Source organism: Bacillus sp. FSL K6-1218, from assembly GCF_038006445.1.
Taxonomy (GTDB): Bacteria; Bacillota; Bacilli; order Bacillales; family Bacillaceae_G; genus Bacillus_A; species Bacillus_A thuringiensis_S.
The window spans coordinates 4,081,932-4,104,277 of sequence record NZ_JBBOVE010000001.1 but is presented as its reverse complement, the minus strand read 5'-3'; the positions used below and the strand labels follow the sequence as shown (position 1 = coordinate 4,104,277).

The window sequence follows — 22,346 nt, the reverse complement described above, 5'->3', positions numbered from 1 at the left end:
CAGTAACATGAGGGTTACTGTTTTTTTCTTTGTAATAAAGAGCTTTGTAAAGAGAGCGCTTTTTGTTCTTCCGTTAATAAGGAATGAATATGAATGTTTTCTGGACGAGGGACTATCGGATACATAAGATTTGTTGGAGAAGGGTGGTGCTCCGTGCCGGTTGGAGAATGAGGATCTGCATGAGTAAGTTTTCCATGAACACGTCTTGTAAATAAAATATGACCAATTTCGTGAGCGAGCGTATATATATTTTTCATAGGAGCAGCCGAATTTGTTAAAACGATATAGCCAGTAAGTTGCTGTTGTTTTGCTAAAGAATAAGCGCAGGCAATTACTGCTGTTTCTTTGAAATAATTACTGCCAATATAACAAATATAAAGATCGCATTCAGGAGCTTCATTTACACATGCTTGGAAAAAGGATGCCAACTTTTCTTGACTTTGAATGGAATTTTTATAACTGATTTCACGGTCAGAAAAACGGAAAAGTTCATTTAATACAATGACTTCTTGAATTTGAAATGTAATAGGGTGCCAAATTGATTCTGCAACAGCTAAATCTTTTGCGATACGGTCATCAGAAATATCGGCGCCTGGAGTAATGCAAATACATATATTGACGTATGGATCCATAAGGAACACCTCAAATAAAAAATTCTTCCTATAATATATGTGGGAAAAAGATGCTATGTATGGATAAACGCCTTCTTTATTGAATATATAGATGACAAGTCGAAAAAATTTCATAGTTCTATAACATGGTGTGGCCGTCTTTTTGATATAGTAAAGGAAAGGGGGAGAATATATGTATACATTAAAAATCGTTTCAGACAGAGAAGCACTTTATCAATTTGCGAGTTATGTAAGAGTTGTACAAGGGGTTGAAGATGTATATGTAGAGGTGGGAGAACCTTTATATGAACATCCTTTAATGAAGTTTTATGTACATATTAAGCTGAAAGAAACATATGAGCAACATAAAGTGTTACAGGAAATAGCAAGATTAGTAGAATTAGGTCGTTTTACATATGTCCATTATCGTAATGATGAAATTGAGGAAGCTTTTGAAGCTGTAAAATATGAAAGTTTTAAGAAATAAAGGTGAAAAAAAGGAGGCGAAAGCTTCCTTTTTTTCTTTAAAATTACATGAACAAAAAGAGAAAAATTTTGTTATGATAAGGGAGGTTAGGGAAAGGGGAATTTACATATGGGGTATATTGAAGAGTTACGCAAAGTCGTTGGTACAAGGCCGCTTATTCTCGTAGGATCAGCAATCATTATATTAAATGATAATCAAGAAGTATTGCTTCAATATCGTTCAGATACATATGATTGGGGTGTACCTGGTGGGGCGATGGAACTGGGCGAAACGACAGAAGAAACTGCACGTAGAGAGTTATTTGAGGAAACGGGATTAACTGCAAAAATAATGCAATTTCTTGGTGTTTTATCAGGAAAAGAAGTATATTTCCGTTATCCGAATGGCGATGAAATTTTCAATGTCATTCATCTGTATCAGGCACATCATGTGAGCGGGGAATTGAAGCTCGATCATGAAGGGCTCAAACTCCAATATTTTCCGGTTGATAAGTTGCCAAAATTGAATGAAACGACAGAGAAAATTTTACAAAAGTTTTTATATGCGCTAACAGAATAGAAGGTTAATTCCTTCTATTTTTATTATATTAAATATTTTGATTTTTTAGTATGTTTATAGTATGATAGTTATAGATATACATCTTATGGAATTTCACCTAAAAACTTACTAGGGTACATAAGAGAGGGGCAAGTACAAAATGCATAATGTTGTTATTACAGCTGCAGTTCGTTCGCCAATTGGAACTTTTGGAGGAGCGCTAAAAAATGTAACGCCAGTAGAATTAGCTGTTCCTGTACTTCAGGAAGCTGTAAAACGAGGCGGGGTAGAACCACATGAAGTTGATGAAGTAATTTTAGGTCATTGTATTCAAAGAACTGATGAAGCAAATACGGCGAGAACAGCTGCATTAGCGGCAGGATTTCCTGACACAGTTACGGGATATACAATCCAACGTCAATGTTCTTCAGGTATGCAAGCAATTATGTCAGCTGCAATGCAAATCCAATTAGGTGTAAGTGATGTTGTTGTTGCAGGTGGAGTAGAAGCGATGAGTTCGAGCCCTTATGCATTGAAACAGCACCGCTGGGGACAACGTCTACAGCACGGAGAAATTCGTGACACGGTGTGGGAAGTGTTAGAAGATCCGATTCACCATATTATGATGGGTGAAACAGCGGAAAATTTAGTTGAACAATATGAAATTACAAGAGAGGAACAAGATGAAGTTGCTCTTCGCAGTCATACATTGGCACTGCAAGCAATTGAGTCTGGATACTTTGACGATCAAATTGTTCCTATTACGATAAAAGAACGTAGAAAAGAAATAGTATTTTCGAAGGATGAACATCCACGTGCAGATATTACAGCTGAAAAATTAGCAGGATTAAAACCAGCGTTCCGTAAAGACGGATCAGTAACTGCAGGAAATGCATCTGGCCTGAATGACGGAAGTGCAGTTCTAGTATTAATGAGCGAAGAAAAAGCGAAAGAAAAAGGCTTACAACCGTTAGCTAGAATTGTTGGATATTCAGTAGCTGGGGTAGATCCAAAAATTATGGGTATTGGGCCAGCACCAGCAATTCGTAAAGGTTTAGAAAAAGTAGATTGGTCATTAGAAGATGCAGATTTACTTGAAATTAATGAAGCTTTCGCAGCTCAATATTTAGCTGTAGAGAAAGAGTTAGGTTTAGACCGTGAAAAAGTGAACGTAAACGGTAGTGGCGTAGGACTTGGGCATCCAATTGGTTGTACAGGGGCTCGTATTACAGTAAGTTTAATTCACGAATTAAAAAGACGTGGGTTAGAAAAAGGAATTGCCTCTTTATGCGTCGGTGGCGGTATCGGGGTTGCCTTATTTATAGAAGCACTATAAAAAAGAAGCAGCTATTGCTGCTTCTTTTTTTACGACTCAAATAGATGATGGAATAATCGATCGCGATTTTCAAAGAAAAGTTTCGTCGTTTGGTAATGCTCAGTTTCTTCTAATGTGGATTCGTGAATTCCCTCTTGTGTTAAAGAGTATATAGTGGATTCAGGATAAGCCATTAAAATAGGAGAATGCGTCGCGATAACAAATTGTGAACCTTGTTCAGCTAGCTCATGCATTCGAATGAGCATGGAAAGTTGTCTCATCGGTGATAAAGCTGCCTCAGGCTCATCTAAAATGTATAAACCTTTTCCTGAAAAACGGTTCATAAATAAGGAAAAGAATGATTCGCCGTGAGATTGTTCGTGTAGTGAAACACCGCCGTAAGATTTTATAGCATCTATTTCATCAATATAAGAAGCAACGTTATAAAATGATTCAGCGCGAAGAAAGAAACCGTCGTTTGGTGTATTGAAACTTTTTGAGATTCGAAGGTATTCATGTAAAGATGAATGTGAATCGTTTGTGCTAAAGCGGAAATTCTTCGTTCCACCTTCTGCATTAAAACCTAACGCAATTGCAATTCCTTCAAGTAATGTTGATTTACCTGTTCCGTTTTCTCCAATAATGAATGTTACATTTGGATGGAAAGCTAGTGATTGTAATGTTCGGATAGCGGGTAAGCAGTAAGGATATGCGGAAAAACTAGGGATAGTTTCTTTTTTTAATGTGACATTTTGTAAAAAGGGTACGTCAATCAATATATAAACCTCAATTCATAACGGATTTTGAATTTAAAAAGGTAGCAAATACAAGTGTTAATAACACCTGAATCTCTTCTTGTCTTCTGAATATTTATGTGGATTATATCATTTAAACTATCATATTCCAATGTGAAAATAAATATTGCATGAAGTTCCATTCTCTCGTTATGATAGATGGTATTCTATTGAAAATGTGAGAAGGAGTTAAAGTATGCCGTTTACATTTGCACATCCAGCAGCAGTTCTCCCTTTTGCGAAAAAGCATTCTAAACATATTTCAGTAACGGCTCTTATATTAGGTAGTATGGCGCCTGACTTTGAATATTTCTTACACTTTAGACCGTATGGTGTAATTGGGCATACGTGGCTTGGGTTCTTATATTTAAATTTACCACTTGTCTTCTTATTAGCATACATATATCATTACATTTTAAAAAAGCCTTTTATAACACATTTACCTAAACCATTTGCTGGCTACTATACATATGCAGTAGACAAGGGGTGGGGTCTTCATACATGGAAGGAGCTTTTTGTATTTTGTTATTCAGCATTATTCGGTATGTTAACGCATGTTGTTTGGGATGCATTCACTCATAAGACAGGCTATTTTGTTATGAAAATATCATTATTGCAAAGAGAATGGTATAGTATCTCTGTTTATAAATATATGCAACATGGAAGTACATGTATTGGTTTTCTATTATTAGTATACGTTTTATGGAAGCATAGAAATGAAATGGGTAAAGACTTTATTTTAGCTTCGGAAAAAAGAAAGTATTGGATTTCAGTAATTGTTGTGGCAACTATTATATTTATCGTGCATGTGTTCCTAGATCCCTATTTTCATATTTTCCAAATTGGAGGTATAATAGTATCTGGACTGACAAGTTCATTTTGTGGACTTTTCATTGTTTCTATAGTTTACAAAGCAAGGGACTAATTTTATATTCATGAATGATAGCGTTAGGAGAAATGAAATGATGAAAGCATGGAAAAGTATTTTTGTTTTATGTAGTTTTCTTCTTATGTTAAGTGGTTGCTTCCATCAAGAAGAAAAGAAAGCTGAACCGAAGAAGAAAGAATCTATTCCTGAAACAAAAGAATATGGTGGGCGTGAGCTGAAAAAAGTAGGACAAAAAGTGAAAGAAACAGGATGGGGTACTTTCAAGTTAGAGCAGATGCATTCTGTGAATCAAACATTTGAAGTAGCGCCAATGAAAATTCACGTACAAGATGTGAAAGTAATCTCTTTATCACAGATGAGTGAAAAGGCAAAAAATACATTGAAAGTATACACGGCACTAACTCCTGAAGAAGTAAAACGTAGATTAGGGGATAAAGTAAGCCAAGAAGATGCAGAATTATATGCATCGCTAAGTGGAACAGAGATTAGTAATACAATTCGTTACGTTGAGATTACATATAAAGTGGAGAATAGCGGAAATAAAAATATGCAATTTTTCTCTATGAATGATGTTATAATTAATGGTAAGCAACATTTTAAAGTAGCGACTCAAAACTTTTTATATGACGAAGATACGTTAGTTGGTACAAAAAATGTATCAAGAGAAGACTATAAGCCTGGTGAAACAAGAGATGGGATTATTGGTTTAATACTTGACGATGGAAAAGACAAGGTAAAGGATATTCAGTTTATAACTGATGATTTACTTGCAGGAGATTCAGAAACACAAGATGTTGTAAAAGAGCCACAAACGTTTAATATCTCACTTTCGGAGTAATGTGTTTTTAAAATAATGTAAGACAAAGCAGTCAGCACTCAAAAGATTATGCTGACTGTTTTTTTATTTCTTTTATGTATGAATCTACATTTTGAAAAGGCACCTTAATTTTAAACGCATCTTTTTGTTCATTAAATTGCTTTTCATTGTAGGGACCGAAACGTTTATTGTGCTTTACGTCAATAATCCAATAATGTTCACTTTTTTTATTTGCAATTGCTGCGTCAGGGTTGTTTGGATCTGATTTTTCCTCAGTTTGTTTTGCAATAATGTATTTATCATCCCAAGCAATGTCTGTAATTTTTGCAGGGATGTATTGTGTGGCATATACAGCATCTTGCGAGGGGAAAAGTTCAAATGCATTTCCAGAAGTACGTATGAGCTCGTATTCATCGTTAACCGTATAAGTTAAGTGACTTGTGTTTCCTGTACAACCGGTTAATAGGAAGGCGACGAATAGGATTATCCATTTTTTCAATATGGGAACCTCCTTTATAATGCTATTGTAACAAATTGTACAAGAAAAGTAAGAGAAACGCTAGTTTACAATGTTTTTTAGAAGTGGTACGATGAGACGGGTAAAGAAGGATATGAAGGAGTCGACATAAAATGAAGTTAAAGATGCATCGTCCAGCGCTTGTAATGAATCGCATAGGTGCTTCCCTAATTGACATGTTTTTAATCTCGGTTATGTATGGTGCAGTAGTAGCTATTATGACCGGAAACTATAGTGCTATGTTTAAGCGCTTTAATATAAGTTTAGGTGATTTTAGATATGATTTCGCAGTAGTTTTCATATTAATGGCGATATATTTTATTGTGTTACCCTTTATTTGGAACGGTGTTACACTTGGCAAAAAGGTAACGAGAATAAAATTAATTTCATTGAAGAGTGAAAAGCTAACGTTGCAAACATTAATTATAAGATTTTTTGTATTGTTATTGCCGAACGTATTGCTATTAGGAATTCCATTAATATGTAACGTATATATGATGTTGTTCCGCAAAGACAATTGCGGTTTTCAGGACTTAATTACAAAGACGAAAGTAATAAGTCTTGTATAATGAAAAAAGACCTTTTTATACATAAAATAAGAAGGTCTTTTTTTGTTATACTACAATTTATGTAATAATATCATTTTGGGTTTTGATAGATTGAAAATTGAGAAAAATTTACAATGATTAAAATAATATCTTTATATAATAAGGGGGAAATTGAAATGACTGGAGGTAGTGTAATCTTTTGGGAGATTTTAATTTTCATCGGTTTAGTTTTCGATCAGCGTAATAGTAGGAAAAAAGAAAGAGTAAAAAAAGTAATCGCTTACAAATAAATGAGCAATTTTTCTTGCTTGCAGAATAATCTCATAAAGGAGTATACTGAATGACGGTAAGACTTATAGAAGGGGTAATGAAAATGAAGCTTGCAGGAAAAGTTGCTATCGTAACTGGTGGTGGCATCGGTATTGGACGTAATACAGCTCTTTTGTTGGCTAAACAAGGCGCAAAAGTAATTGTGACGGACATTGATCAAGAAAGTGGACAAGCAACAGTGGAGGAAATTACGAATCTAGGCGGAGAAGCCCTTTTTGTATTCTATGATATGGAAAAGCAAGGAGATTGGCAACGCGTTATTAGCATCACTTTGAATGCATTCAGTCGCATTGACATGCTTTTTCAAAATGCTGGTTTATATAAAATAGATTCTATCTTTTCTCGCCAACAAGAGAACGATTCCAATGTACTTTGTATTAATGACGTTTGGATAGAGATAAAACAATTAACGTCATCTTTTATGAAACAGCAAGAAGAAGTGGTGCTTAGTGATTTACCGATTTTCGGTATTATTAGCACGAAAGGACAATCATTTCATACAGTAGAAGCCCTAGTATAATAATGAAAACCGCCCTCAATATATGTGGACGGTTTTTTGTATGTTATATAGAAGGAAATTTTTTTAGCGAATACGTTGTTCTGTTTGGCTGTCAAAGAAATGCGCTTTATTTAAATCAAATGCCAATTTAATTTGGTCTCCAGGTGAGAATATATGTCGTGCATCAACACGTGCTGCAAAATCTTGATTTCCAAGTTTCATATATAAAATAGATTCAGCACCTAACAATTCAGCAACTTCAATTTTTGTTGTGAAAGTAGTAGATTGTGAAGCTTCTAAAAATAGTAGTTCATCATGAATGTCCTCCGGGCGAATACCTAAAACAATTTCCTTATTTACATAGCCTTGTTCACGCAGCATCTTCATTTTTCCTTCAGATACTTTGATTTTTATAGTATTGTCTATAACGAAATCGGTTTCAGTCAATTTACCACGGAAGAAGTTCATCGCTGGTGACCCGATAAATCCACCCACGAAAATGTTTTCTGGTGTTTCATATACTTCTTTTGGAGTTCCAATTTGTTGAATCTTTCCATCCTTCATAACGACAAGACGCGAAGCCATAGTCATTGCTTCTGTTTGGTCATGTGTTACATAAATTGTTGTTGTTCCAAGGCGATGATGTAGCTTAGAAATTTCTGAGCGCATTGCAACACGGAGTTTAGCATCTAAGTTTGATAATGGCTCGTCCATTAAGAAAACTTTTGCATCTCGAACGATTGCTCTACCTAACGCAACACGTTGGCGCTGTCCACCTGATAATGCTTTCGGTTTTCTATCTAAATATTGTTCAAGTCCTAAAATTTTTGCTGCATCTTTTACACGACGATCGATTTCATCTTTTGGTATTTTTCGAAGTTTTAATCCAAATGCCATATTATCATATACACTCATATGTGGATAAAGAGCGTAGTTTTGGAATACCATTGCGATATCTCGATCTTTTGGAGGAACATCATTCATTAGTTTACCATCAATTGAAAACTCGCCTTTTGAAATATCTTCGAGTCCAGCTACCATTCGTAACGTTGTAGATTTTCCGCATCCAGAAGGACCGACAAATACGATAAATTCTTTATTTTGAATGTGTAAATTAAAATCAGTTACAGCTGTTACGTTATTATCATATATCTTATAAATGTTTTCTAATTTAAGTTCTGCCATGGTATTTCCCCCTAGAAATAATTATGCAAACGTTTTCTTTGAGTTCATTATAAACGAATAGATTCAAAAAATAAATAAAAAAATAAAACGTTATCATATATTGGAGAATTATTAGTGATTTTCGCGTTTTTTCTTAGAAAAAGAACAATAAAAATTGTAAGCGCTATTTTAAATTGAGATAGAATCTGTTATCATTCATTAATGAAAACGTTTGCACCTTAAAAAAGAGAAAAATGAATTATGAATGAAATGGGGTAGCATAATGGAAAAACAATGGTGGAAAGAAAGCGTAGTATATCAAATTTATCCTCGTAGCTTTATGGATAGTAATGGTGATGGTATAGGAGATCTTCAAGGGATTATTTCAAAGCTAGATTACTTAAAAGAGTTAGGGATTGATGTGATTTGGTTATCACCAGTCTATGAATCTCCAAATGATGATAATGGTTACGATATAAGTGATTATTGTAAAATTATGAACGAGTTCGGAACAATGGAAGATTGGGATGAACTATTACATGAAATGCATGAACGTAATATGAAATTGATGATGGATTTAGTTGTTAATCATACATCTGATGAACATAATTGGTTTATTGAATCACGTAAATCAAAAGATAATAAATATAGAGATTACTATATATGGCGTCCTGGAAAAGAAGGGAAAGAACCGAACAACTGGGGAGCTGCTTTTAGTGGATCTGCATGGAAGTATGATGAAATGACGGATGAATATTATTTACATCTGTTTTCTAAAAAACAACCGGATTTAAACTGGGATAATGAAAAGGTAAGACAAGATGTTTATGAGATGATGAAGTTTTGGTTAGAAAAAGGAATTGATGGATTCCGCATGGATGTTATCAATTTTATTTCTAAAGAAGAAGGGTTACCAACAGTTGAAACAGATGAAGATGGTTATGTTTCAGGTCATAAACATTTTATGAACGGTCCAAACATTCATAAATATTTGCATGAAATGAATGAGGAAGTATTATCGAATTATGATATTATGACGGTTGGTGAAATGCCTGGTGTAACGACAGAAGAAGCCAAATTGTATACTGGAGAAGAACGAAAAGAGTTGCAAATGGTATTCCAATTTGAACATATGGATTTAGATTCAGGAGAAGGTGGAAAGTGGGATGTAAAACCATGTTCACTTCTTACTTTAAAAGAGAATTTAACAAAGTGGCAAAAAGCATTAGAGCATACCGGATGGAATAGCCTTTATTGGAATAACCATGATCAGCCCCGCGTTGTATCTCGTTTTGGTAATGATGGAATGTATCGCATTGAATCTGCGAAAATGTTAGCGACAGTTCTTCATATGATGAAAGGAACGCCATATATTTATCAAGGTGAAGAAATCGGAATGACGAATGTTCGATTCCAATCAATTGATGAATATCGAGATATTGAAACGTTAAATATGTATAAAGAAAAAGTGATAGACCATGGTGAAGATATAGAAAAAGTAATGGATTCTATTTATATAAAGGGTCGTGATAATGCTAGAACTCCAATGCAGTGGGATGATCAGAATCACGCTGGATTTACAACAGGTGAGCCTTGGATTACTGTAAATCCTAACTATAAAGAGATTAATGTGAAACAAGCAATCCAAGATGAAGGTTCAATTTTTTATTACTATAAGAAATTAATTGAGCTACGCAAAAATAATGAAATAGTTGTATATGGATCATATGATTTAATATTAGAGAATAATCCTTCTATTTTTGCTTATGTAAGAACATATGGAGACGAAAAACTACTTGTTATTGCAAACTTTACTGCGGATGAAAGTGTATTTGAAATGCCTGAGGATATTAGTTATAGTGAATCAGAATTATTCATACACAATTACGATGTAGAAATCGGATCGATAGATAACATTACATTACGTCCGTATGAAGCGATGGTATTCAAATTGAAATAAGAAAAATCCTTATGCCACCTTGGCATAAGGATTTTTTGGGTTACCATTTTAATATGGAGAATCCATATGGAGGAAGTGTAACTTGTAATACACTTGCTTCTGCTGAAAATTCTTCATTTGTATAAATGTTAATTATTTTCTTACCAGTAACATGAAGAGGGAGTGAAACTGTAACTTCACTATTAGTGGGGTTTAAAACGAAAAAGATAGTTTCATCCTCATATGTTTTCGTATAAGAAATATAATTATGTTCATCATTTGCTTCGATGAATTGAAAAGTACCATGTCCTCCAAAAGCTGCATGTTGTTTTCGTAATGAAATCAATGTTTGTATATGTGTAAATAATGCATGATCTTGTTCTTTAGTATCCCAAATCATACATTTACGGCAATCGGGGTCCATACCACCATCCATGCCGATTTCATCTCCGTAATAAATACATGGAGAGCCGATGAAAGAAAGATGGAATACATAGAGCAATTTCAACTTATTTTTATCTCCATTGCATGTTGTTAAAATTCTTGGAGTATCATGGCTATCTAATAAATGAAAGGCTGCTTCATTTACATTCATAGAGTAGGAATGTAGAGATTCTGTAATTTGCTTCATGAATTCACTTGCTTTAATGGAATCGTTAGCAAAGTAAGAAAGTAGAGCGTTTGTAACAGGGTAGCTCATGACAGCATCAAATTGATCGCCTTGTAGCCACGGAAGGGCATCGTGCCAAATTTCTCCCAAAATATATACTTCAGGATTTAATGTCTTTATTTCAGTTCGGAATTCTCTCCAAAAGTTGTGATCGACTTCATTTGCGACATCAAGACGCCAGCCATCTATATTGAATTCTCGTACCCAATAACGTCCTACTTCAAGTAAGTATTCTTTTACATCTGGATGAGCTGTATTTAATTTAGGCATATACGGTGTAAAGGCGAAAGTATCATAATTTGGAAGTGGCTTGGTTATAATCGGGAATTCATGAATGTGGAACCACTCTTTATATGCGGACTTCTCACCGTTCTCTAGAACGTCTTGAAATTTCTCGAAAAAGTATCCACTATGATTAAACACAGCATCGAGCATTACTTTTATACCGTGCTTATGACATTCTTCAACGAGCTCTTTGAAAGTTTCTTTCGTCCCAAATTGTGGATCAATTTCCATATAGTCAATTGTGTCATATTTATGGTTTGAATGAGCTTTGAAAATAGGTGTGAAATATATTCCGGAAATGCCAAGCTTAATAAGGTAATCAAGGTTTTGAATAACACCAGCAAAATCTCCACCGAAAAAATTAGTTGGAGTTGGATTCGTACTTCCCCAAGGAAGAGTGTTTTCTGGATTCAGCGTACTATCGCCATTAGCGAATCGTTCAGGGAAAATCTGATACCAAATGGTGTCTTTAATCCAGGGTGGTGCTTTGAATACATCATCTGCATGAATAAATGGAAAACAGAAAAAGTTACCAACATCATCATTTGGAATGTTAGAAAAGAATCCTCGCTCTGTATAAATAAGAGTGTCTGTTTCAGATTTTAATTCAAATCCATAACGTAAGCGCTTAAATTTTGGTTCGATTGAAATGGACCAATAATCAAATAATGCAGTAGAACCCGTTTTTTTCATTGGTGTACTTAATGAAATCCATTTCCCGTCTTTCCATTCGTAAGGATCACCGTAAATAAGATCGGCGTTTTGAATATCATCTTTCTTAGTACGTATGCGGATGTGAATTGTTTGTTCATTGTAAGCGTATGCATAATTATCTTTCGGCCTATGATAAATGGCTTCTTTAAACATATAGAAAATCCCCCTTCAATATCTCTATACATAGTATTCCCTTAAGTGTAATAATAAAGCCTATATTGCAAACGATTGCCTTTCTCGTAGCTTTAATATTGCTTATAAGAGTAGTATTCATTTCATATAAAGTCAATGCATAAAGAGTATAATGACATAATTTTTAAATTAATATTTGCAAAATGAATAAAAGAATGTATAATGATAGACAAATAGCGCAAACGTTTTCATAAATTGAAATATTGTTTGCGCTTCAATTAAACTATTAAATGCAAACGTTTTCAGTTACTAAGGTACATAGACAATTTAGGGAGGTTTTTGGGATGAAGAAAGCATTATCATTATTAACGGTTTCCGCATTATCTATTGGTATGTTATCTGCATGTGGACCGAAAGATTCAGGGAAAAAAGAGGAAAGTAAAGCGAAAAAAGACTATGACCTTCTTGTTTGGGAAGATGAGAAAAAAGGTGTGGGTCTAGAGCCAGCGGTGAAAAGTTTTGAAAAGAAATATAATGTGAAAGTAAAAGTTGAAGAGGTTCAGATGACGAAACAAATAGAAAAACTTCGTCTCGACGGTCCAGCTGGCACAGGGCCAGATGTTGTAACATTGCCACATGATCATATTGGTAATGCGGTAACAGAAGGGCTACTTTCAGAAGTGAAAGTAGATGATACAGTAAAAAGTAAATTTACAGATTTATCAATAGAAGCACAAACATATAACGGAAAAATATACGGTTTACCAAAAGCGATTGAAACACCAATCTTTATTTATAATAAAAAAATGATGCAAAAAGCACCCGAAACGATGGATGAACTGTTTAACTTCTCAAAAGACTTTACGAAAGATGGAAAATACGGATTTTTAGCACTAGGAGATAACTTCTACTTCGCTAATGCATTTATGGCAGGTATGGGTGGTTATGTATTTGGTGAAAAAGATGGAAAGCCAAATGCAAATGATATTGGATTAAATAATAGCGGTGCGGTACAAGGTGCTGAATATATTCAAAAATGGTACAAAGAAAAGTTATTCCCGAAAGGTATTATCGGTGAATCTGGTGGTTCAGCTGCAGATGGATTGTTTAATGAAGGAAAAGCAGCATCTATTATGAATGGTCCATGGGCATTCCAAGCGATGGAAAAGGCTGGAATAGATTATGGTGTTGCTCCAATGCCGAAATTACCAAATGGTCAACCGATGAAAACGTTCGTTGGCGTAAAAGGATGGCATGTAACAAGCTTCTCTAAACAAAATGATTTAGCTACAAAATTTACTGAGTGGGTTACAAATGAAGAAAATGCTAAAATTCGCTTTGAGAAAACGAAAGAAATTCCACCAGTAAAATCAGTAATGGAAGATCCAATCATTAAAGAAAATGAGGCTGCAAAAGCGGTTGCGACGCAATCGGAAAATGGAATTCCAATGCCGAATATTCCAGAAATGCAGGAAGTTTGGAAACCAGCTGGGGATGCGCTTCAATTAGTTGTATCAGATAAAGAAGCACCAAAATCCGCACTTGATAGTGCAGTGAAACAAATTAAAGGTAATATTGAGGCAAATCATAGTAAGAAAAAATAAGGTGAAATTCGTGCCTCTAATATGAGGGGCACGAATTCTCTCCCTTCCATGTGGGAAGAAAAAAGGGGGAAGGAACATGCAAACATCTATGGAACCTGCAAAGGGGTTAAACCATTCAAAGCATAGGAAAATGGCAACCGTGTTATCAATCATTCCGGGCATGGGCCAAATATATAATAAACAATTTGTAAAAGGTCTTATTTTTCTAGTATTAACAGGTTCATTTATTGTAGCCTTTGCTGATTTATTAAATATGGGATTATGGGGCATTGTAACGCTCGGTACAGAAGTTCCACGTGACCATTCTGTCTTTCTATTAGTAGAAGGGATCTTGGCACTTATCGTTATCGCGTTTGGGCTCGGCATATATGCATTTAACTTATATGATGCATATCAAAATGGAAAGAAACGTGATATAGGAACACCGTTAAATTCTGTAAAAGAGCAATACCGTAATTTGTTAGATCAAGGCTTTCCTTATTTAATGGTTTCACCAGGTTTTCTACTACTTATCTTTGTTGTCGTATTTCCAATCATCTTCGTAATTTTAATTGGATTTACAAACTATGATTTATATCATTCTCCTCCAGCTAAATTAGTAGATTGGGTGGGTTTTAAAAACTTTATTGATATTTTCACATTACCGATGTGGAGAGATACATTTTTAAGTGTATTTTCTTGGACTGTCATTTGGACATTCGTTGCAACAACATTACAAGTTGCACTTGGTATTTTTTTAGCGATTATCGTAAATCAGCCTGGTATTAAAGGTAAGGCAATTATTCGAACAATCTTTATTTTACCGTGGGCTGTTCCAGCATTCGTATCTATTCTTGTATTTGCTGGTATGTTTAATGAAACATTTGGAGCAATTAACAACCAAGTATTAGCTTTATTCGGGATTGAAAAGATTGCTTGGATGACAGACCCGTTTTGGTCAAAGATTGCTTTAATTATGATTCAAACATGGCTTGGTTTCCCGTTCGTCTTTGCAATGACAACAGGTATATTGCAATCGATTCCAGGAGAATTATATGAAGCGGCTACAGTAGATGGAGCAACTGCTTGGCAACAGTTCCGCAAAATTACATTGCCACTTGTGTTATATGCAACAGCGCCAATATTAATTACGCAATATACGTTTAACTTTAATAATTTTAGTATTATTTATCTATTTAATAACGGAGGACCTGCTGTGTCTGGACAAAATGCAGGTGGAACGGATATTTTAATTTCATGGATCTATAAGTTAACGATGACTTCGGCTCAGTACGGCAAAGCAGCAGCTCTTACAATGATTTTATCGTTAATTGTTATTACAGTTGCGTTATGGCAATTTAAGAGAACAAAATCATTCCAAGAAGAGGATATGATGTAAATGAATATTAAACGACAAAAGATGCTACGTCTTTCATTAAGTTATTTAGTTATCTTCATAATGTGTGCGATTATTTTCTATCCATTACTATGGATAATTGGCTCATCGTTTAATCCAGGGGATAGTTTATCTGGGTCAAGTATTATTCCGAAAAATGCCACATTAGATCATTATCGCAAGCTACTTGATCTCGATTCAAGTAATTACTTACTTTGGTATAAAAATACTTTGAAAGTTAGCGTAATGACGATGATTTTCTCTGTACTAGCCATTAGTTTTACTGCTTATGCATTTTCGAGATATCGTTTTGTTGGAAGAAAGAATGGTTTATTAACATTTTTAATTCTGCAAATGATCCCGAATTTTGCAGCGTTAATCGCACTATATATATTAGCTCAGTTAACAGGATTACTTGATACACATCTTGCATTAATTTTAATTTATGTGGGCGGAGCAATTCCGATGAATACATGGCTTATGAAAGGGTATTTTGATACGATTCCGAAAGAGTTGGATGAATCAGCTCGAATGGATGGAGCAGGGCATTTCCGTATTTTCTGGCAAATCATTATGCCACTTGCAAAGCCAATCGTAGCGGTTGTAGCGTTATTTACTTTCATTGGTCCATTTACAGATTTCATTTTAGCGAGTATTATTTTGCGAACACCAGAAAATTATACTTTAGCAGTTGGATTATATGAAATGGTTGCGAAGAAATTCGGTAATGAATTTACAACGTTTGCAGCGGGTTCTGTGTTAATTGCGATCCCGATTTCAATTTTATTCCTATCACTACAAAAATATTTTGTTTCCGGTTTAACAGCTGGAGGTACGAAAGGATGAAAAATGGGACATTACGTCCCATTTTTCTTTTCATCTCCCTATAAATAACTTTATAGGGAGATGAAAAGAGATTTGACATCACATGCGAAAAGATGTGAAATAAATAGTATATTATAGTATAGGAAAAAATAGCTATATCCCTTACAATACATGAAGAGGGAGAATAGGATTAGTTTTGCAAGATATAAGAAATGAAAGTTTATGACTTGCAATGAGTGCGAGATAAAATATATGAAAAATGGCAGAGAAATGAGAGGAGGGGGATTTTTATGACAGTTACAATTAAAGATGTGGCGAAGCAAGCGAATGTTGCACCATCAACAGTTTCTCGTGTAATTGCTGATAATCCAAGTATAAGTGAAAAGACAAAGCGCCGTGTTAGGAAAGTGATGAGTGAATTAGGGTATCATCCTAATTTAAATGCGAGAAATCTTGCGAACCAAACGACGAAAACACTTGGTCTTGTTATGCCAAGTTCTGCAAGTAAAGCTTTTCAAAATCCATTTTTCCCAGAAGTTATAAGAGGGATTAGTTCATTTGCACACGTAGAAGGTTATGCGCTTTACATGTCGACAGGTGAAACGGAAGAAGAAATTTTTAATGGTGTCGTAAAGATGGTACAGGGACGCCAAATTGGTGGAATTATTCTTTTATATTCAAGGGAGAATGATCGGATTATTCAATATTTACATGAACAAAATTTCCCGTTTGTTTTAATAGGAAAACCATATAATCGAAAAGATGAAATTACATATGTAGATAATGACAATTATACAGCTGCAAGAGAAGTCGCAGAATATTTAATTTCATTAGGGCATAAGCAAATCGCGTTCATTGGTGGTGGATCAGATTTACTTGTAACGAGAGATCGTTTAGCTGGTATGAGTGATGCCTTGAAATTAGCAGACATTGTATTACCAAAAGAGTATATTTTACATTTTGATTTTTCGAGGGAAAGTGGTCAACAAGCGGTTGAGGAATTAATGGGACTGCAGCAACCGCCGACGGCAATTATGGCAACGGATGACTTAATTGGACTTGGTGTGTTAAGTGCTCTTTCTAAAAAAGGATTCGTTGTACCGAAGGATGTTTCTATTGTAAGCTTTAATAATGCTTTATTATCAGAAATTGCGAGCCCTCCACTTTCGACAGTTGATGTGAATATTTATCAGCTGGGATATGAGGGAGCAAAAGCTTTAGTTGATAAAGTAGAGAATGCAGAATCCACTGCAAAGTGTATCATTATTCCTCATAAATTACTAAAACGTCAAACTTGTGATTATTATGCATAAAAAAAGCTAAGAGTTTAACTCTTAGCTTTTTTCTTTAGAAAGGCTTCTAATCGGTCGCAGCCTTCTTTTAAAGTTTCAATACTATACGCATAGGACAAACGAAGGTAGCCTTCACCGTATTCAGAGAATGCTGTTCCAGGAACTACAGCTAGTCCAGCTTCTTTGACAAGATCAAGTGCAAAATCAAATGATGAAGATGTCAAATGACCAACATATGGGAATAAGTAAAATGCACCTGTTGGTTTTTCAACTGTTAATCCCATTTGAGTGAGTCTATTATATACGTAATCACGGCGTTTTTTATATTGATGACGCATCATTTTTGGTGCGTCTTTAGCTGCTGTTAATGCTTCGATTGCAGCGTATTGAGCGATTGAAGTAGCGCACGTTACATTGTATTGATGAACTTTTAATATATGCCCTGCTAAATAGCTTGGTGCGAATAAAAGGCCAACACGCCAGCCAGTCATAGAATGTGATTTAGATAAACCGTTAATGACAATAGTCTTTTCACGCATTTCTGGGAAATGAGCGATAGATGTATGCTTTTGTTCATATACAAGCTCGCTATAAATTTCATCTGAAAGAACGAAAATATTTTTATCTTTTAAAACATCTACAATATCTTTTAGTTCTTCTTTTGATAAGGTTACACCAGTTGGGTTAGAAGGGTACGGTAGTACGATACATCTTGTTTTTTCTGTAATAGCATTTTTTAGCGCTTCAGCTGTTAAACGAAATCCAGTTTCACGAACATCTACAAAAATAGGCGTTGCACCGCATAATCGAATAATAGGTTCGTATCCTGGATAAATAGGAGCAGGCAAAATTACTTCTGTTCCGGGCTCTAAAATCGTTCGGAATGCAACGTCAATTGCTTCACTAGCACCAATTGTAACGATGGTTTCGTTTTCAGGTGAGTAATGTAAATCGTAGTTATCTTTTACGAAGTTACAAGCTGCCTTGCGTAATTCTAGTAAACCAGCGTTATGTGTATAGCTTGTATAGTTTTCTGTAATAGCCCGTTTTGCCGCTTCTTTTACGAGAGAAGGTGTAGGGAAATCGGGTTGTCCGATTGTTAAAGAAATCAAATTATCATAGTTTTGAATCATGTTAGAGAATTGACGGATTCCAGAAATTTGGATGTCCTTCACTCTAGGGTTAATGAATTGTTCCATTGTATCTCCCTTTCTTCCGTTTGAAAATTAAGTTCATTTTATCATATTTTCTATGATCGCGCTTTGTATATGTAATTTAGAAAGAGAGAGAAAAGAGAAAAAAAGCCGCTATAAGCGACTTTTTAATATCCGTATTCCCAATCTATTTCATCTTCATTCCAGAGTACAGAGGATACCTTGCCAAGGTGAACAACTGATTCGTTCACAGCACATGTGCAATTTTCATCTCCTGCTTTATGCTGTAACTCTTCATATACTGATTTTTCAACATTTTCTAGAACAACCAAATTTTCTTCTTTTAAAACAAGCGTAGTACCCGCCATATTTATCTTCCTCCTACTAAAGTAATGATCACTTATTTGTAAACATAGATAGTATGGATTATATGCTGTATTTTGCTATAGTTGTCCGTCTAAAAAAGTATTTTTATATTTTCTTTGTAATCCGTATTCATTGTATACTGCACGAAGGAAATTTGGTACAGGGTTTACAATCATTTCGAAAATCTGTAACAATTATGATGAGTTGTTAACAAAGAATTAACAAATATATTAAGAAAAATCAAAATTTTAAAACAAATACACCTATAAAATGATATAATCATATCAAAATACATATAGGGGATGAGAGGTTATGGAGCTTATCCGTGATTTATTGATTCAAATTGCCATCATAATTTTGCCACTATTTTTATATGAAGCGATTCGTTTAAATCGCTATCAAGAAATGCCTCCGAAGCCAAATCGTTACTTTATTATGTTTTTATCTAGCGTTACGCTCATTCTCTCCATGACATACTCTATTTGTTTTGGCAATGTGTGTGGATATAACTTTCACCCCATTCCAATTGTCAGTGGTTTTTTATATGGTGGGATTGTTGGTTTAATCCCAGCGGTTATTTTTGTTGCATATGAATGGTTACTAAAGGGAATGAGCTTTCTTCCAGTTTTAGAAGTAATATTTCTATTGATAGTTCCGCTATTTTTATCAAAGAAATGGTCTCTTTTTTCAAGGGATAAGAAATTAATTTTAGCATTTATGATTTCATCATTTTATGTGCTTGTTTCTTTAGTATTAGGTATGATTAATGTTCTTTTGGAAACAGGATTTACACCGTATATTTCGCAAATATATAGCGGATTTATATTTGCCTCGCTTATCATGGTCATGACAATGGTATTTCAGGTGTATTTAACTGAATATTTAAATGAAAATGCATTGCTACGTACAGAGATGCAAAAATCAGAAAAGCTTAATATTGTAAGTGAGTTAGCAGCAAGTGTGGCACATGAAGTTCGAAATCCACTTACTGTTGTTCGTGGATTTATCCAATTGTTAGAAAGTACGGAAGATGTGAAGAATAAGGATTATATGCGTCTCGTATTAGCTGAATTGGATCGGGCGGAACAAATTATTTCAGATTACTTGAATTTAGCAAGGCCGCAAATTGAGAAAAAAGAACACATTTGTTTATCAGCCCAATTAATAGAAATGACCACTCTCATGTCGTCATTTGCAGCGATGCAAGGTGTATATTTACAAGTTGAAATTTCAGAAAGTCTTTATACGATTGGTGATAAGACAAAATTGAAGCAAGCTATTATGAATGTTGTTAAAAATGGTATTGAAGCAATTCAAGGAAATAAAGGATATTTAAAAGTAACAGCTATTCAAAAAGACGAAACAATCATAATAAGAGTTAAAGATAGTGGTGTTGGTATGACAAAAGAACAGTTAGCAAGACTGGGACAACCATATTATTCTTTAAAAGAAAAAGGGACAGGATTAGGGCTTATGGTAACATTTAGTATTTTACAAGCGCATAATGGTACATTGGAATATAAGAGTGAAAGTGGAAAAGGCACTGAAGCAATTATTATATTACCAGCTGTACAAAATAAGGAATAAAAGTTACCGATGGAAGGTAACTTTTTATTTTATATTGTTTATTCATTTGTTTTTTCTTGTTTTGCTCGGTTAAATAAACTTTTAAATGATTGAAAGAAGCTTTGCTCTTTTGAGGCAGCAACCATTCTTTTTGTTTCTTGAATTTCTCGAATAACTTGCATAAGCTGTGCATCACGGTTACTGTCCTTGTTATAAATTTGACTAACAAGTTTATTCATTTTTTCTTCCTGTTTGGATTCTCGTTTATACATATGATTCATTAATAAGTCCATCTTTTCTTTTTGCAATGCATCTGTTTGAGCGGCGTGATCGACTAACTCTTGAAGCATTTTTTCTTGAGAGCCTTCTTTTACATAAACTTGTTGCATCAATTCGTCTAGTTTCTCATCCTTTAAACGATTTTGTGTAATTAGAGTAGAATTTTGATGAATAATTGCCTCATTTAATTGAGCTAGCATTTCAAGTTTTAACATGAACTCCTCAAAGTTACGCCCATCTTCTTTTTCTTTCGGTTGTATCTCTTGTTTATCTTGTATAACTGGTACAGGTGGGGCCTCTTTTTCTTTTAAAATAATCGGTATCGTTTCTGAAATATCTTCTTGTAATGTAGCAGCTCTTTCATGTATAGATTTCAATAGTTTTAAATCATCAAGTTTATAAATACGAGCATCAGCTGTTTTGGAAATCATATAACCATGTTCCTCTAACAGTTGACTATATTTGCGGACTATATGTTTTGGGATGCCTGTTTTATTCGTAACATCTTTCGTTTTATAGGTAGCTTCCATGATATTTCCTCCCCAAAAAGTATCGTATATATCATTTCAATCTTTTATGAGGACTTCCTTTGAAAAAGAATGTCGGAAGTCTATTAGTTTTCTACAGCATTAGTGAAAAAATGAAAGTTTTTGGCGGAATGGCAAGGAATAACTAAGATAATGTCTGAAAACATATACAGGAGAAGTTTGTTATAATAACGGAGGAAAAAAGAAACTGGTAGAAACATGGAGGTATACATGAAGCAATTAAAAGGTATTATCATTTCAATTATCGCAATTCTGTCTATTGTAGTAGCAGTTTATGAAGTACTTGTGCCAGAGGAAACAAGTGTAAAGAAAACGAATACGTATGATCAAGTGTTAGAATTTCCGAAAGAACGTTATCCAGAGACAGGAAAACATATTACGGATGCTATAAAAGAAGGGCATTCAGAAGTTTGTACAATCGATCGTGGTGGTGCTGCAGATAGAAGGAAATTGTCGTTAGCACCATATCCTTCAAAAAAAGGGTATGATCGTGATGAATGGCCAATGGCGATGTGCAAGGAAGGTGGAAAAGGAGCACATATTGAATATATAAGTCCGGCGGATAACCGCGGAGCAGGCTCTTGGGTAGGGAATAAGTTAGATAAATATCCAGATGGTACGCGTGTGAAATTTGAAGTGAAGTAGTAGTTGTACATTTCATAATGAAGGAGAATGGGAACTATGGAGTTAACAATTTCTTATTCGCAATTAATGTTGATGAACTATGACGGTGAGCAGCCTTATGTAGACTGGACGGATGAAGATTTTGAAAGAGGTTATGCTCAGGCAGAGGGAACTGTTATTTTTGAAGCACTTTCTGATTATACTTGTGAAGTGAAAGTGACTTGCGAGAAACATATTGAAAAAGAAGAAGTGGTTAGAACGATTACGGTTCCTTTTACAGTTGAAAATGAAAGTATCGTTATAACGAGTATTCTTTCAAATAAATTTCAAATACCTATTCCAAATGGTGAGTATACAGTGGTCTTACAAGCAATTCCTCTTGAAGAGCCAACGGATGATGAATTATATAAAATACAATACGAATTCTTTTTTGAAAGTAAAGAATAAAAAATGGGTTATCCTGAG

The 22,346-nt window shown here is 34.5% G+C and carries 24 protein-coding genes; 16 read left to right on the top strand and 8 right to left on the bottom strand.

The features are described 5' to 3' along the window. Positions 1 to 14 precede the first annotated feature (14 nt). A complete protein-coding gene (locus MHI26_RS20770; protein ID WP_061666342.1) occupies positions 15 to 632 on the bottom strand; it encodes an ImmA/IrrE family metallo-endopeptidase in 618 nt (205 codons plus the stop codon). 172 nt (positions 633 to 804) lie between these two features. On the opposite strand from MHI26_RS20770, the gene MHI26_RS20765 reads away from it, so the two are divergent. The 3 genes from MHI26_RS20765 (at position 805) to MHI26_RS20755 (ending at position 2,971) form a co-directional block, all read left to right on the top strand. Continuing rightward, complete coding sequence (locus MHI26_RS20765; protein ID WP_000288331.1) at positions 805 to 1,098, top strand: DUF3928 family protein; 294 nt, start codon at positions 805 to 807, stop codon at positions 1,096 to 1,098. Positions 1,099 to 1,206: 108 nt separating this feature from the next. Continuing rightward, positions 1,207 to 1,656, top strand: a complete 450-nt coding sequence (locus tag MHI26_RS20760; protein ID WP_000540529.1) for an NUDIX hydrolase — start codon at positions 1,207 to 1,209, stop codon at positions 1,654 to 1,656. Between the two features lie 139 nt (positions 1,657 to 1,795). Next, the gene (locus MHI26_RS20755; protein ID WP_000552080.1) at positions 1,796 to 2,971 is read left to right on the top strand and encodes an acetyl-CoA C-acetyltransferase; all 1,176 of its coding nucleotides are present in this window, start codon (positions 1,796 to 1,798) and stop codon (positions 2,969 to 2,971) included. A 29-nt stretch (positions 2,972 to 3,000) separates the two neighbouring features. Here MHI26_RS20755 and MHI26_RS20750 read toward each other — a convergent pair whose 3' ends face one another. After that, positions 3,001 to 3,726, bottom strand: a complete 726-nt coding sequence (locus MHI26_RS20750; protein WP_000568014.1) for an AAA family ATPase — start codon at positions 3,724 to 3,726, stop codon at positions 3,001 to 3,003. Between the two features lie 214 nt (positions 3,727 to 3,940). Here MHI26_RS20750 and MHI26_RS20745 point away from each other — a divergent pair, with 214 nt between their 5' ends. Both MHI26_RS20745 and MHI26_RS20740 read left to right on the top strand, forming a co-directional pair. Then, on the top strand, positions 3,941 to 4,669 hold the full coding sequence (locus MHI26_RS20745) for a DUF4184 family protein (protein ID WP_001116860.1): 729 nt from the start codon (positions 3,941 to 3,943) through the stop codon (positions 4,667 to 4,669). Positions 4,670 to 4,706: 37 nt separating this feature from the next. Beyond that, complete coding sequence (locus MHI26_RS20740) at positions 4,707 to 5,471, top strand: hypothetical protein (protein ID WP_000973897.1); 765 nt, start codon at positions 4,707 to 4,709, stop codon at positions 5,469 to 5,471. 46 nt (positions 5,472 to 5,517) lie between these two features. Here the strand turns inward: MHI26_RS20740 and MHI26_RS20735 are convergent, their stop codons facing one another. Next, positions 5,518 to 5,949, bottom strand: coding sequence for a DUF3997 domain-containing protein (locus tag MHI26_RS20735; RefSeq protein WP_000758793.1), 432 nt, complete (start codon positions 5,947 to 5,949; stop codon positions 5,518 to 5,520). 131 nt (positions 5,950 to 6,080) lie between these two features. Between MHI26_RS20735 and MHI26_RS20730 the strand changes: the two genes are divergently transcribed. From MHI26_RS20730 to MHI26_RS20720, 3 genes are all read left to right on the top strand, one after another. Continuing rightward, positions 6,081 to 6,536, top strand: coding sequence for an RDD family protein (locus MHI26_RS20730; RefSeq protein ID WP_000769078.1), 456 nt, complete (start codon positions 6,081 to 6,083; stop codon positions 6,534 to 6,536). Positions 6,537 to 6,691: 155 nt separating this feature from the next. After that, positions 6,692 to 6,805 carry a hypothetical protein gene (locus tag MHI26_RS20725; RefSeq protein WP_000145648.1) on the top strand — a complete coding sequence of 38 codons (114 nt, stop codon included), beginning with the start codon at positions 6,692 to 6,694 and terminating at the stop codon, positions 6,803 to 6,805. Positions 6,806 to 6,855: 50 nt separating this feature from the next. After that, positions 6,856 to 7,365, top strand: coding sequence for an SDR family NAD(P)-dependent oxidoreductase (locus MHI26_RS20720; protein WP_000218414.1), 510 nt, complete (start codon positions 6,856 to 6,858; stop codon positions 7,363 to 7,365). A gap of 63 nt (positions 7,366 to 7,428) precedes the next feature. Here the strand turns inward: MHI26_RS20720 and MHI26_RS20715 are convergent, their stop codons facing one another. Continuing rightward, positions 7,429 to 8,529 carry an ABC transporter ATP-binding protein gene (locus MHI26_RS20715; RefSeq protein ID WP_061666343.1) on the bottom strand — a complete coding sequence of 367 codons (1,101 nt, stop codon included), beginning with the start codon at positions 8,527 to 8,529 and terminating at the stop codon, positions 7,429 to 7,431. Positions 8,530 to 8,791: 262 nt separating this feature from the next. Here MHI26_RS20715 and malL point away from each other — a divergent pair, with 262 nt between their 5' ends. Beyond that, the gene (gene malL / locus MHI26_RS20710; protein WP_086407642.1) at positions 8,792 to 10,468 is read left to right on the top strand and encodes an oligo-1,6-glucosidase; all 1,677 of its coding nucleotides are present in this window, start codon (positions 8,792 to 8,794) and stop codon (positions 10,466 to 10,468) included. A 40-nt stretch (positions 10,469 to 10,508) separates the two neighbouring features. Here malL and MHI26_RS20705 read toward each other — a convergent pair whose 3' ends face one another. Then, positions 10,509 to 12,269 (bottom strand): alpha-glycosidase, encoded by a 1,761-nt coding sequence (locus MHI26_RS20705; protein ID WP_061666345.1) that lies wholly within the window; start codon positions 12,267 to 12,269, stop codon positions 10,509 to 10,511. 323 nt (positions 12,270 to 12,592) lie between these two features. On the opposite strand from MHI26_RS20705, the gene MHI26_RS20700 reads away from it, so the two are divergent. The 4 genes from MHI26_RS20700 to malR all read left to right on the top strand — a co-directional run bounded on the left by MHI26_RS20700 (position 12,593) and on the right by malR (position 17,365). Then, positions 12,593 to 13,852 (top strand): extracellular solute-binding protein, encoded by a 1,260-nt coding sequence (locus MHI26_RS20700; protein WP_000709931.1) that lies wholly within the window; start codon positions 12,593 to 12,595, stop codon positions 13,850 to 13,852. 76 nt (positions 13,853 to 13,928) lie between these two features. Further along, a complete protein-coding gene (gene malC, locus MHI26_RS20695) occupies positions 13,929 to 15,230 on the top strand; it encodes a maltosaccharide ABC transporter permease MalC (protein ID WP_001194983.1) in 1,302 nt (433 codons plus the stop codon). Then, a complete protein-coding gene (gene malD, locus MHI26_RS20690; RefSeq protein WP_001022600.1) occupies positions 15,231 to 16,073 on the top strand; it encodes a maltosaccharide ABC transporter permease MalD in 843 nt (280 codons plus the stop codon). It begins immediately after the preceding gene. 269 nt (positions 16,074 to 16,342) lie between these two features. Further along, the gene (malR, locus tag MHI26_RS20685; RefSeq protein WP_061666346.1) at positions 16,343 to 17,365 is read left to right on the top strand and encodes a maltose operon transcriptional repressor MalR; all 1,023 of its coding nucleotides are present in this window, start codon (positions 16,343 to 16,345) and stop codon (positions 17,363 to 17,365) included. A gap of 14 nt (positions 17,366 to 17,379) precedes the next feature. Here malR and MHI26_RS20680 read toward each other — a convergent pair whose 3' ends face one another. Continuing rightward, positions 17,380 to 18,543, bottom strand: a complete 1,164-nt coding sequence (locus MHI26_RS20680; RefSeq protein WP_000434576.1) for an aminotransferase A — start codon at positions 18,541 to 18,543, stop codon at positions 17,380 to 17,382. Positions 18,544 to 18,665: 122 nt separating this feature from the next. After that, entirely contained in the window at positions 18,666 to 18,866 is a 201-nt protein-coding gene (locus MHI26_RS20675) for a hypothetical protein (protein WP_000929277.1), read from the bottom strand. Between the two features lie 310 nt (positions 18,867 to 19,176). On the opposite strand from MHI26_RS20675, the gene kinB reads away from it, so the two are divergent. Further along, positions 19,177 to 20,451 (top strand): sporulation sensor histidine kinase KinB, encoded by a 1,275-nt coding sequence (kinB, locus tag MHI26_RS20670; protein ID WP_000420361.1) that lies wholly within the window; start codon positions 19,177 to 19,179, stop codon positions 20,449 to 20,451. Positions 20,452 to 20,489: 38 nt separating this feature from the next. Here kinB and MHI26_RS20665 read toward each other — a convergent pair whose 3' ends face one another. Beyond that, complete coding sequence (locus MHI26_RS20665; RefSeq protein WP_000388465.1) at positions 20,490 to 21,239, bottom strand: DUF3967 domain-containing protein; 750 nt, start codon at positions 21,237 to 21,239, stop codon at positions 20,490 to 20,492. A 228-nt stretch (positions 21,240 to 21,467) separates the two neighbouring features. Between MHI26_RS20665 and nucA the strand changes: the two genes are divergently transcribed. Both nucA and MHI26_RS20655 read left to right on the top strand, forming a co-directional pair. Beyond that, positions 21,468 to 21,902 (top strand): DNA-entry nuclease, encoded by a 435-nt coding sequence (gene nucA, locus MHI26_RS20660; protein ID WP_000811508.1) that lies wholly within the window; start codon positions 21,468 to 21,470, stop codon positions 21,900 to 21,902. A 36-nt stretch (positions 21,903 to 21,938) separates the two neighbouring features. Then, the gene (locus tag MHI26_RS20655; RefSeq protein ID WP_000424036.1) at positions 21,939 to 22,328 is read left to right on the top strand and encodes a competence protein ComJ; all 390 of its coding nucleotides are present in this window, start codon (positions 21,939 to 21,941) and stop codon (positions 22,326 to 22,328) included. The last annotated feature ends 18 nt before the right edge of the window (positions 22,329 to 22,346 follow it).

Excerpts from the sequence above, each read along its gene's own strand:
- MHI26_RS20770 (WP_061666342.1), bottom strand. The coding sequence starts at position 632 with ATGGATCCATACGTCAATATATGTATTTGCATTACTCCAGGCGCCGAT.
- MHI26_RS20765 (WP_000288331.1), top strand. The coding sequence starts at position 805 with ATGTATACATTAAAAATCGTTTCAGACAGAGAAGCACTTTATCAATTT.
- MHI26_RS20760 (WP_000540529.1), top strand. The coding sequence starts at position 1,207 with ATGGGGTATATTGAAGAGTTACGCAAAGTCGTTGGTACAAGGCCGCTT.
- MHI26_RS20755 (WP_000552080.1), top strand. The coding sequence starts at position 1,796 with ATGCATAATGTTGTTATTACAGCTGCAGTTCGTTCGCCAATTGGAACT.
- MHI26_RS20745 (WP_001116860.1), top strand. The coding sequence starts at position 3,941 with ATGCCGTTTACATTTGCACATCCAGCAGCAGTTCTCCCTTTTGCGAAA.
- MHI26_RS20740 (WP_000973897.1), top strand. The coding sequence starts at position 4,707 with ATGATGAAAGCATGGAAAAGTATTTTTGTTTTATGTAGTTTTCTTCTT.
- MHI26_RS20730 (WP_000769078.1), top strand. The coding sequence starts at position 6,081 with ATGAAGTTAAAGATGCATCGTCCAGCGCTTGTAATGAATCGCATAGGT.
- MHI26_RS20725 (WP_000145648.1), top strand. The coding sequence starts at position 6,692 with ATGACTGGAGGTAGTGTAATCTTTTGGGAGATTTTAATTTTCATCGGT.
- MHI26_RS20720 (WP_000218414.1), top strand. The coding sequence starts at position 6,856 with ATGACGGTAAGACTTATAGAAGGGGTAATGAAAATGAAGCTTGCAGGA.
- MHI26_RS20715 (WP_061666343.1), bottom strand. The coding sequence starts at position 8,529 with ATGGCAGAACTTAAATTAGAAAACATTTATAAGATATATGATAATAAC.
- malL (WP_086407642.1), top strand. The coding sequence starts at position 8,792 with ATGGAAAAACAATGGTGGAAAGAAAGCGTAGTATATCAAATTTATCCT.
- MHI26_RS20705 (WP_061666345.1), bottom strand. The coding sequence starts at position 12,269 with ATGTTTAAAGAAGCCATTTATCATAGGCCGAAAGATAATTATGCATAC.
- MHI26_RS20700 (WP_000709931.1), top strand. The coding sequence starts at position 12,593 with ATGAAGAAAGCATTATCATTATTAACGGTTTCCGCATTATCTATTGGT.
- malC (WP_001194983.1), top strand. The coding sequence starts at position 13,929 with ATGCAAACATCTATGGAACCTGCAAAGGGGTTAAACCATTCAAAGCAT.
- malD (WP_001022600.1), top strand. The coding sequence starts at position 15,231 with ATGAATATTAAACGACAAAAGATGCTACGTCTTTCATTAAGTTATTTA.
- malR (WP_061666346.1), top strand. The coding sequence starts at position 16,343 with ATGACAGTTACAATTAAAGATGTGGCGAAGCAAGCGAATGTTGCACCA.
- MHI26_RS20680 (WP_000434576.1), bottom strand. The coding sequence starts at position 18,543 with ATGGAACAATTCATTAACCCTAGAGTGAAGGACATCCAAATTTCTGGA.
- MHI26_RS20675 (WP_000929277.1), bottom strand. The coding sequence starts at position 18,866 with ATGGCGGGTACTACGCTTGTTTTAAAAGAAGAAAATTTGGTTGTTCTA.
- kinB (WP_000420361.1), top strand. The coding sequence starts at position 19,177 with ATGGAGCTTATCCGTGATTTATTGATTCAAATTGCCATCATAATTTTG.
- MHI26_RS20665 (WP_000388465.1), bottom strand. The coding sequence starts at position 21,239 with ATGGAAGCTACCTATAAAACGAAAGATGTTACGAATAAAACAGGCATC.
- nucA (WP_000811508.1), top strand. The coding sequence starts at position 21,468 with ATGAAGCAATTAAAAGGTATTATCATTTCAATTATCGCAATTCTGTCT.
- MHI26_RS20655 (WP_000424036.1), top strand. The coding sequence starts at position 21,939 with ATGGAGTTAACAATTTCTTATTCGCAATTAATGTTGATGAACTATGAC.